6 protein-coding genes, 21 tRNA genes, 2 rRNA genes and 1 pseudogene (1 of these 30 running past the window's edge) are annotated in these 8,705 nt (G+C 38.7%); 26 read left to right on the top strand and 4 right to left on the bottom strand.

Annotated elements, in window-relative coordinates; translation table 11 throughout:
• The 16 genes from R8749_RS09370 to R8749_RS09295 all read left to right on the top strand — a co-directional run.
• Nucleotides 1-1,294 (top strand): 23S ribosomal RNA (locus tag R8749_RS09370); it begins 1,609 nt to the left of the window's first position.
• A 56-nt stretch (nt 1,295-1,350) separates the two neighbouring features.
• Nucleotides 1,351-1,467: ribosomal RNA gene (gene rrf, locus R8749_RS09365) — 5S ribosomal RNA — on the top strand.
• 4 nt (nt 1,468-1,471) lie between these two features.
• Nucleotides 1,472-1,544 (top strand) — tRNA-Val (locus tag R8749_RS09360).
• 3 nt (nt 1,545-1,547) lie between these two features.
• Nucleotides 1,548-1,620, top strand: a tRNA-Lys gene (locus R8749_RS09355).
• Between the two features lie 50 nt (nt 1,621-1,670).
• A tRNA-Gly gene (locus R8749_RS09350) sits at nt 1,671-1,742 on the top strand.
• 36 nt (nt 1,743-1,778) lie between these two features.
• Nucleotides 1,779-1,852: transfer RNA gene (locus R8749_RS09345), tRNA-Arg, on the top strand.
• 5 nt (nt 1,853-1,857) lie between these two features.
• Nucleotides 1,858-1,931 (top strand) — tRNA-Pro (locus R8749_RS09340).
• A gap of 27 nt (nt 1,932-1,958) precedes the next feature.
• Nucleotides 1,959-2,031: transfer RNA gene (locus R8749_RS09335), tRNA-Met, on the top strand.
• Between the two features lie 6 nt (nt 2,032-2,037).
• Nucleotides 2,038-2,111 (top strand) — tRNA-Ile (locus R8749_RS09330).
• 53 nt (nt 2,112-2,164) lie between these two features.
• Nucleotides 2,165-2,236 (top strand) — tRNA-Met (locus tag R8749_RS09325).
• Between the two features lie 2 nt (nt 2,237-2,238).
• Nucleotides 2,239-2,312 (top strand) — tRNA-Asp (locus tag R8749_RS09320).
• 4 nt (nt 2,313-2,316) lie between these two features.
• Nucleotides 2,317-2,389: transfer RNA gene (locus tag R8749_RS09315), tRNA-Phe, on the top strand.
• A gap of 19 nt (nt 2,390-2,408) precedes the next feature.
• A tRNA-Gly gene (locus tag R8749_RS09310) sits at nt 2,409-2,479 on the top strand.
• A gap of 4 nt (nt 2,480-2,483) precedes the next feature.
• Nucleotides 2,484-2,557, top strand: a tRNA-Ile gene (locus R8749_RS09305).
• A 13-nt stretch (nt 2,558-2,570) separates the two neighbouring features.
• Nucleotides 2,571-2,658 (top strand) — tRNA-Ser (locus R8749_RS09300).
• Nucleotides 2,659-2,763: 105 nt separating this feature from the next.
• Nucleotides 2,764-3,561 (top strand): phosphotransferase family protein, encoded by a 798-nt coding sequence (locus R8749_RS09295; protein ID WP_317696257.1) that lies wholly within the window; start codon nt 2,764-2,766, stop codon nt 3,559-3,561.
• A gap of 410 nt (nt 3,562-3,971) precedes the next feature.
• Here the strand turns inward: R8749_RS09295 and R8749_RS09290 are convergent, their stop codons facing one another.
• Nucleotides 3,972-4,190 (bottom strand): DUF3923 family protein, encoded by a 219-nt coding sequence (locus tag R8749_RS09290; protein WP_317696255.1) that lies wholly within the window; start codon nt 4,188-4,190, stop codon nt 3,972-3,974.
• 175 nt (nt 4,191-4,365) lie between these two features.
• Nucleotides 4,366-4,455, bottom strand: a tRNA-Ser gene (locus R8749_RS09285).
• Between the two features lie 109 nt (nt 4,456-4,564).
• Between R8749_RS09285 and R8749_RS09280 the strand changes: the two genes are divergently transcribed.
• The 7 genes from R8749_RS09280 to R8749_RS09250 all read left to right on the top strand — a co-directional run bounded on the left by R8749_RS09280 (nt 4,565) and on the right by R8749_RS09250 (nt 5,410).
• Nucleotides 4,565-4,840 (top strand): chorismate mutase, encoded by a 276-nt coding sequence (locus R8749_RS09280; RefSeq protein ID WP_317696253.1) that lies wholly within the window; start codon nt 4,565-4,567, stop codon nt 4,838-4,840.
• 90 nt (nt 4,841-4,930) lie between these two features.
• A tRNA-Phe gene (locus tag R8749_RS09275) sits at nt 4,931-5,003 on the top strand.
• A 4-nt stretch (nt 5,004-5,007) separates the two neighbouring features.
• A tRNA-Tyr gene (locus R8749_RS09270) sits at nt 5,008-5,088 on the top strand.
• A 7-nt stretch (nt 5,089-5,095) separates the two neighbouring features.
• A tRNA-Trp gene (locus R8749_RS09265) sits at nt 5,096-5,166 on the top strand.
• A gap of 5 nt (nt 5,167-5,171) precedes the next feature.
• A tRNA-His gene (locus tag R8749_RS09260) sits at nt 5,172-5,244 on the top strand.
• 8 nt (nt 5,245-5,252) lie between these two features.
• Nucleotides 5,253-5,324, top strand: a tRNA-Gln gene (locus R8749_RS09255).
• 15 nt (nt 5,325-5,339) lie between these two features.
• Nucleotides 5,340-5,410 (top strand) — tRNA-Cys (locus tag R8749_RS09250).
• A gap of 43 nt (nt 5,411-5,453) precedes the next feature.
• Here the strand turns inward: R8749_RS09250 and R8749_RS09245 are convergent.
• On the bottom strand, nt 5,454-5,903 hold the full coding sequence (locus tag R8749_RS09245) for a Fur family transcriptional regulator (RefSeq protein WP_317696251.1): 450 nt from the start codon (nt 5,901-5,903) through the stop codon (nt 5,454-5,456).
• 371 nt (nt 5,904-6,274) lie between these two features.
• Nucleotides 6,275-6,358: transfer RNA gene (locus tag R8749_RS09240), tRNA-Leu, on the bottom strand.
• 116 nt (nt 6,359-6,474) lie between these two features.
• Here R8749_RS09240 and R8749_RS09235 point away from each other — a divergent pair.
• From R8749_RS09235 to R8749_RS09230, 3 genes and pseudogenes are all read left to right on the top strand, one after another.
• Nucleotides 6,475-7,632, top strand: a pseudogene (locus tag R8749_RS09235) (glycosyltransferase family 4 protein); the annotation flags it as partial.
• Nucleotides 7,633-7,656: 24 nt separating this feature from the next.
• The gene (locus tag R8749_RS10735) at nt 7,657-8,379 is read left to right on the top strand and encodes an NAD(P)-binding domain-containing protein (RefSeq protein WP_331678476.1); all 723 of its coding nucleotides are present in this window, start codon (nt 7,657-7,659) and stop codon (nt 8,377-8,379) included.
• A 94-nt stretch (nt 8,380-8,473) separates the two neighbouring features.
• Nucleotides 8,474-8,701 carry a DUF1797 family protein gene (locus R8749_RS09230; RefSeq protein WP_317696249.1) on the top strand — a complete coding sequence of 76 codons (228 nt, stop codon included), beginning with the start codon at nt 8,474-8,476 and terminating at the stop codon, nt 8,699-8,701.
• The last annotated feature ends 4 nt before the right edge of the window (nt 8,702-8,705 follow it).

Below are 8,705 nucleotides of genomic sequence, written 5' to 3'. Positions count from 1 at the left end.
TAGTGAGGGAGTATATACCCGTACCGCAAACCGACACAGGTAGTTGAGGAGAGTATCCTAAGGTGAGCGAGAGAACTCTTGTTAAGGAACTCGGCAAAATGACCCCGTAACTTCGGGAGAAGGGGTGCTGGTTAAGAGATTGATCAGCCGCAGTGAAAAGGCCCAAACAACTGTTTATCAAAAACACAGGTCTCTGCAAAATCGTAAGATGAAGTATAGGGGCTGACGCCTGCCCAGTGCTGGAAGGTTAAGGGGAGCTGTTAAGAGTAATCTGAAGCAGTGAACTGAAGCCCCAGTGAACGGCGGCCGTAACTATAACGGTCCTAAGGTAGCGAAATTCCTTGTCGGGTAAGTTCCGACCCGCACGAAAGGCGTAATGATTTGGGCACTGTCTCAACAAGAGACTCGGTGAATTTATAATACCCGTGAAGATGCGGGTTACCCGCGACAGGACGGAAAGACCCCATGGAGCTTTACTGCAGCTTGATATTGAACATTTGTGTAATCTGTACAGGATAGGTAGGAGTCAAAGAAACTTGGACGTCAGTTTGAGAAGAGACGCTGGTGGGATACTACCCTGATTAGATGAGTGTTCTAACCTACTACGAGAGATAGAGGGACAGTGTCTGGCAGGCAGTTTGACTGGGGCGGTCGCCTCCTAAAGAGTAACGGAGGCGCCCAAAGGTTCCCTCAGAATGGTTGGAAATCATTCGTAGAGTGCAAAGGCAAAAGGGAGCTTGACTGTGAGACAGACAAGTCGAGCAGGGAGGAAACTCGGGCTTAGTGATCCGGTGGTACCGCATGGAAGGGCCATCGCTCAACGGACAAAAGCTACCCTGGGGATAACAGGCTTATCTCCCCCAAGAGTTCACATCGACGGGGAGGTTTGGCACCTCGATGTCGGCTCATCGCATCCTGGGGCTGGAGTTGGTCCCAAGGGTTGGGCTGTTCGCCCATTAAAGCGGTACGCGAGCTGGGTTCAGAACGTCGTGAGACAGTTCGGTCCCTATCCGTCGCGGGCGCAGGAAATTTGAGAGGATTTGTCCTTAGTACGAGAGGACCGGGATGAACATACCGCTGGTGAACCAGTTGTCTTGCCAAAGGCATCGCTGGGTAGCTAAGTATGGAATAGATAATCGCTGAAAGCATCTAAGTGAGAAACTAACCTCAAGATGAGATTTCCCATACCGCAAGGTAGTAAGACTCCTCTAAGAAGAAGAGGTAGATAGGCTGGGAGTGGAAGTACGGTGACGTATGAAGCGGACCAGTACTAATAAGTCGAGGTCTTAACCGAGACGAGAGCATTGATGGTAGTAGATATTTAGTTTTGAGTGTCTGAGAAGACATGAGTGTGGTGGTGACAGCAAGAAGGGAACACCTGTAACCATATCGAACACAGAAGTTAAGCTTCTTAACGCCGAGAGTAGTTGGTGCGTAAGTGCCTGCGAGGGTAGGAAGCTGCCACACAATTGGAGGTTTAGCTCAGTTGGGAGAGCGTCTGCCTTACAAGCAGAGGGTCACAGGTTCAAGCCCTGTAATCTCCACTTGAGTCGTTAGCTCAGTCGGTAGAGCATCTGACTTTTAATCAGAGGGTCGACGGTTCGAACCCGTCACGACTCATACCAGAATGATTTCTGGATACCAGTTTAGTGGGTACTTCGTTTGTACTTGCGGAAGTAGTTCAGTGGTAGAACATCACCTTGCCATGGTGGGGGTCGCGGGTTCGAATCCCGTCTTCCGCTTTACTAGTGATATACTGGTAAAGATTGTATAATGTTGCACCCATAGCGCAACTGGATAGAGTGTCTGACTACGAATCAGAAGGTTGTAGGTTCGACTCCTACTGGGTGCACTTTTCGGGAAATAGCTCAGCTTGGTAGAGCACCTGGTTTGGGACCAGGGGGTCGCAGGTTCAAATCCTGTTTTCCCGATTGGAATCGCTGATTTCAATGCAACTTCGCGGTGTAGCTCAGCTGGCTAGAGCGTCCGGTTCATACCCGGGAGGTCGAGGGTTCGATCCCCCCGCCGCGATTGCTTGGACCTTTAGCTCAGTTGGTTAGAGCAGGCGGCTCATAACCGTCAGGTCGTAGGTTCGAGCCCTACAAGGTCCATCAGCTGAGTTAGAAGTTGATTTTTTTGGATTTTTAGGGTTTAATATTAATATCGCGGGGTGGAGCAGTGGTAGCTCGTCGGGCTCATAACCCGAAGGTCGGAGGTTCAAATCCTTCCCCCGCAATTGGTCGCATGGTCTAGCTGGTTAGGACGCCTGCCTGTCACGCAGGAGATCTCGGGTTCGAACCCCGATGTGACCGTAAAGGCTCGGTAGCTCAGTCGGTAGAGCAAAGGATTGAAGCTCCTTGTGTCGGCGGTTCGATTCCGTCCCGCGCCACTTTTTTTATTATTTTTATGCGGGTGTAGTTTAGTGGTAAAATCACAGCCTTCCAAGCTGTTGTCGCGAGTCCGATTCTCGTCACCCGCTCTTTGGGCCTATAGCTCAGCTGGTTAGAGCGCACGCCTGATAAGCGTGAGGTCGATGGTTCAAGTCCATTTAGGCCCATTTTTTGTATCATGGAGAAGTACTCAAGTGGCTGAAGAGGTGCCCTTGCTAAGGGTATAGACCGGGTGACTGGTGCGAGGGTTCGAATCCCTCCTTCTCCGTAATTTTAAAGCAGGACGGACTTTCTTCTTAGGAATTCGTGGATTTATCAAAACAATCTGAAAAGGTTGTTTTTTTGTATAGTAAGAGCTTAAGGAGAATTTGACATGATCAAAGCACATTTAGAAAACCTTATTGAAGGGGGGTTGATGTTAGTTGGGCACCGTTCTGAAAATCAATCATTTGTCGGATTTAGTAAAGTGTACAACCAGTCGGTTTTTATTAAGGTATTTTCGCCAGAAAATCTACTAAAAATGAAAATCGAAGCAGAAGTAAACAATCAATTAAATAACCGAGTAATTGCTACTTTTTACGAGCCTATACCGATATTAATAATGTCTGATGTTAAACCAGTCGATATTACGGATTTAATCGATCAAGATCTTTCTTATAATTTTGGGAAAATACTAAAAGAATTTCATCAAACTTTAAAGCCATCAAGTGAAATGTCAAATTTGACAAATAAAATTAGTAAAATTGAGCAAAGTTTTGTCAGTTCAAAATTTAGAGAGATTTTTGATAAATTTTTATCAATGAAAAGCAGAATAAATGAGGATATGAGCTATACATGCGTTTTGCATGGGGACGTGGGATTACGCAATTACAAGATAATTGATAACGAAATGACTTTAATTGATTTTGAACGAGCTCAAATTGGTATTGCGGATTATGATTTTATCAAACTTTTTTATCAAGATTTTGATTCAAAAAAAGAGTTGATTGATTCTTTTCTAGATGGATACGGGGAAAAAAGGACAATTTTTCCTGAGACTTGGATGTTTTTGGTTTTTATAACGGCGATAGGGATTATGGATTATGTAGAAAAAGTTAATGATCCCACGTTTAGACATATTGGAATTAGGATGCTTAATGACGTAAAGACATTTTTACAAATTAGAAATTAAATTCAAATATTTTTTTTCTTAAAAAATTTCTAACCACTTATTTTAAGAGTAGAGAACCGTTTAAATTTATTATTTAGATTAAGGCTGTAAGATTAATATTTTTAGACTAAATCATTTAATGCTAGAAACAAAAAAACATAAGTAATCCTATAAGTTGTTTTTTTAATTTAAACGTTAAAGATTAAGTTAATAAGAAATAATAACGTAAATTATTTTACGATGATGAATTCATTGATCTTAAATTAAATAAAATCGAAGAATAATTTAGTTTGACCAATTTCTTTGTAATTTTAATCAAAAAAAATTAGCTTATAAACACTAATTCCAATCATTATTCTATAAATTTTATATTGTTAATAGTCAAGATAATTTGCTCGTTGTTTATTGTTGGAAGCAAAAAGACATAAACATTATTTAAGATGTTTCAAGTTGGACCGTTTAACCAAATACACGATGAGAATAACAGCAAAAATTACGAGAAATAAAAATGACCAAATTCCTAAAGATACGAGTTTGTTATAACTATCATTAACAGCTCCACTACCATCAACTTTTCTAAACCAAATGAACAATGCTCCAGCAATAAAAAGAATTAGTGAGACAATACTACTAATTTTGATTGTTTTCATAATGAATTTCCTCGCTTAACGGTAATGTTTAACACTAAAAAAAATGTTGAAATAATTATATGTTTATTTTATGCAAATGAAAATACACTCGTTAACCTTTTTATTATGTTCGAAATCAATACTCAAAATATAAAAAAAGAACCCTGCCTTAACAGGATTCTTCTAACTTAACTAGAGGAGGATGTGGGATTCGAACCCACGCGCGATGTTACTCGCCTGACGGTTTTCAAGACCGTTCCCTTCAGCCGGACTTGGGTAATCCTCCATGTCACAAAGCATTTATAATTCTACAAAATGATTAAGGTTCTGTCAATCTTTTTTATTGAATTTTCACTCTGCTATAATACTAATATTAAAAATAATAAGGAACAGTGATGAAAGAACGAGATCAAATTGATCAGATTGATCAAAAAATGACGATTTTATTTGAGCAGCGAATGGAATTAAGTAAGAAGATAGCTGCAAATAAAATCGAACAAAAAGAGCCGGTTTTAGACCAAAAAAGGGAAAAAGAAATTATCGAAAAAGAAATTTCAAATTTAAATGATGAAAATCTGAAACAATATTTAACAGATTTTTATCGCGACCTTTTCCTAATCTCTAGGCAGTATCAGGCAAATTTAATCAAAGGGTGGCGTGATACGAAATAAAATAAATCGAGCTAAAATTGAAAAAAGGTCTTGCAAAGTTCCAAGAGAAAAGAGTATAATCTTTAATTGCAAGTGCTTGTACAACATAGTGGCTCGGTAGCTCAGTCGGTAGAGCAAAGGATTGAAGCTCCTTGTGTCGGCGGTTCGATTCCGTCCCGCGCCACCTTGGAGGAGTAGCGAAGTGGCTAAACGCGGCGGACTGTAAATCCGCTCCTTCGGGTTCGGTGGTTCGAATCCACTCTCCTCCATATATATAGGGATATAGTTTAAAGGTAGAACTACGGTCTCCAAAACCGTCAGTGTGGGTTCAATTCCTACTATCCCTGTTATGGCGGTATTGGTGAAGTGGTTAACACATCGGTTTGTGGCACCGACATACACGAGTTCGATCCTCGTATACCGCCTATATTCATGGGATATAGCCAAGTGGTAAGGCAAGGGACTTTGACTCCCTCATGCACAGGTTCGAATCCTGTTATCCCAATTTTTTATTGGTTTTGGCGGTATAGCCAAGTGGTAAGGCACGGGTCTGCAAAACCTTGATCACCGGTTCAAATCCGGTTACCGCCTTGCTTAAACAAAAAAGACATTCTCAATTGAATGTCTTTTTTGTTTAAATACGATCTTGTTTTTTAAGTGCCTGACAATCAGGACATAACCCATGCACTTCAACATGAATTCCTTTTATTAAAAAAGAACTTTCATTTCTTGCATTTTGAACTAATTCATTAAAGTCGAGATTATGTCCGTCAACGATTTTGCCACAATTATCACAAATTATGTGATAATGAGGCGAGCCAAAGAAATCAAAATGATGTTGGCCTGTCTGTTTATCTTCAATGTCAATGACTAATTTTGTTTTAATCAATGCATCTAAAGTGTTGTAGACAGTTGCTAAACTAATTTCACTTTGAGATTCTTTTAGGTCGTCATAAATCTTTTTTGCAGTAGGATGAGTATGACTATCTACTAAATATTTTAAAATAATCTTGCGCTGCTGAGTAATTTTTGCTCCAGAAGCTTTAAAAGAGCTCAGCGCGTTTTCAAAACTAGAATCAGACATTATTGCTCCTAATTATTATTAGCTAAATTTTACAACATTATTAAGGAAAACGCCAAATAATAGTCTTTTTAAATAAAAAAACAAGCAAAAGTTTCAGGATGCTAATAAGTTAATCATTATCAATTGTAATTATATTTCAAACTTAGTTTGCCCCCATTACATTTATTTTTAAAATCCGACCTAAGACTGATGGAAGTGAGCTTAGGATAATTGATAATAATGAGGAACAGCAAACACTGTTTAAAAACAAATTGCAGTTCACATTTTCTCCCCTAAAAACAAACACATTAATCTTTTAATTGCCTGGTATCCCCCGTACCAGGTAATTTTTTTGGAAAATAAAAAAGCAGGCAATGCCTACTTCTCCATAATACCGGTGCTCGGGCTCGAACCGAGACGTCATCGCTGACACTGGATTTTGAGTCCAGCGCGTCTACCAATTCCGCCACACCGGCTATTTACTAACCTAAATATATTAAAGAAAAAAAATACCTTTGTCAACTGAGTTATAATTTTAGAGTTATTACTTTTTTTGTGGTAAATTGGAATAAATTATAGAAGGATAGAACTTGTGAATATTGGAATCTTTACGGATACATATTTTCCTCAAATTAATGGAGTTTCAACCTCAATTAAAACTTTAAAGGATGATCTTGAAAAAAAGGGACATTCAGTCTACATTTTTACAACTACTGATCCTAACGTTAGTAAAGATGAGTATGAACCAAACACTTACCGTTTTGGCAGTGTTCCGTTCCCGTCGTTTACTGAACGAAGGGTTGTAATTAGAGGTTTATTTAAAGCAGTTTCAATTGCAAGGCATTTGAATTTAGATATTGTTCATACGCAAACAGAGTTTTCGATGGGCTACATTGGAAAATACGTAGCCCATGCGCTAAAAATTCCTGCTGTGCATACTTACCATACGATGTATGAGGATTATCTGCATTATATTATGAATGGACATCTTTTGCGTCCATCCGGCGTAAAACAATTGTCGCGCGCTTTTTTGTATCATATGACGGGCTTGATTTGTCCTAGTCAGCGGGTGATGGATACAATGATTCGCTATGGGATTAAAATTCCGATGCGAATTATTCCAACTGGTGTTGATTTAACGCAGTATAGTAAACCATCGGAAGTGGATTTACGAAAAGAATACAACGTTCCAAAAGATGCAAAAGTAATTTTATCAGTCAGTCGAGTAGCTTATGAAAAGAACATTGATTTTTTGCTGCGAAGTTTTGCTAAACTCACTGAAAATATTGATAATGTTTATCTCTTTATTGTTGGTGATGGTCCTGCTATTGATGATTTAAGAAGTTTAGCGCGGGAATTAAAAATTGAACATCGGGTGATCTTCACGGGTTATGTACTGCATGAGAAAGTTGTGACTTATTATCAGCAAGCTGATCTTTTTGCTTCAGCCAGTAACACTGAAGCTCAAGGCTTAACTTTTATTGAATCTCTTGCTGCTCGTACGCAAGTCTTGTCATGGGATAACGATTATGATCGAAAATTGATTCATGACCCAAGTTTAGGAGCAGTTTTTTCAACTGAACAAGAGTTGGTGACTTTAATGTCTAAATATTTGACTGAAGCCATTCCAATTGAACAGTCGGTGCTTGAACCAGTGTTAGATCGAATTTCAGCTAAACATTTTGGTAATCAGGTTTTAGAATTTTACAGCGACTTAACCGATCATTTTGAATGTGAAAAGCAAGAGGAGTTAGACGAAGAGGAAGCAAGTTTAATGCGGCGGGTGCGGCATTACCTTAAATTAACTCGTAATCAAGATGAAGAAGAGCTAACACAATATAGAATTGGCTATGATGGTGCCGGTAAATATCGAAGTTTAATTCTGAGCACCTTTAGCCGGCAGAATTATTCAATTTATGCTATGCCTAGTGAAGATAAAGTTCAAGATCCGAAAAAAGTGATTACTGTAGCCGATGAGGATCAGCTTTTAAATAATACTGATCTGGTTTTTATTGAAGCTGATACTCAAGAGTCTTTTTTTGTTTTTGCCAGGAAAGCGCGAAAGAATCAGATAGTTGTTAATTTAAGCGAAATTAAAGATTTTGACTTTAAGAAGATGCAAGAGGAGAATAAAGAAATTGATTGTTACCTTTTTGATGCTCCGATGGTAATAAATGATTTTGACTCAGCAACTTTATTAGTTGGGGGCAGTCAGGAAAAATACGAAGAAATTTCGCCGATTTTTGACGTCTTTACTGATGAAGTTTTATATACAGGAGATTTAGGAGCCGGCCAAATTGGAATCAATTCTTTGAACGTTTTACGCAGTTATATAAAAAATGGAGTAGAAGAAGCTATAGATAAATCCAATATTGACGAGGTAGAGATGAGTTCAATTCTTGATCTTTTATCTGATACTGATGAGACGTATTTTATTCGTCATGTCGGTAATCGAAAATTAATTGGTCAAAAAGATGAATCAAAAACAAAAAGTTGAAATTGAATTTTTTATGAATTTTTACTAACGGCGTAGAAGTTTCATTATCCATATAGTAAACTACCAACTGTAATGAAAGGAAAAGGGAATACTAATGAAATCAGAATTAGAAGGCATCATCAAAAGACTTATAGCAATGCAGGACGGCAGTGGAGATATCAAGAGCCGCCATTTTGAAAAGGATGGTAAAGACCTGGCTAAAGTTACTTACGATGAAGATAATAAAATTTTTCAAGTAGATGAGATTGTTTCTGGCGAATCATATAAGTTTGATAATATTGATTTAGTTGCAATTGAAATCTATGACATTTTAGGTGCCTAGGTTC

Source organism: Xylocopilactobacillus apis (genome assembly GCF_033095965.1).
GTDB classification, from domain to species: Bacteria; Bacillota; Bacilli; order Lactobacillales; family Lactobacillaceae; genus Xylocopilactobacillus; species Xylocopilactobacillus apis.
This window is presented reverse-complemented; position numbering and strand designations above follow the sequence as displayed.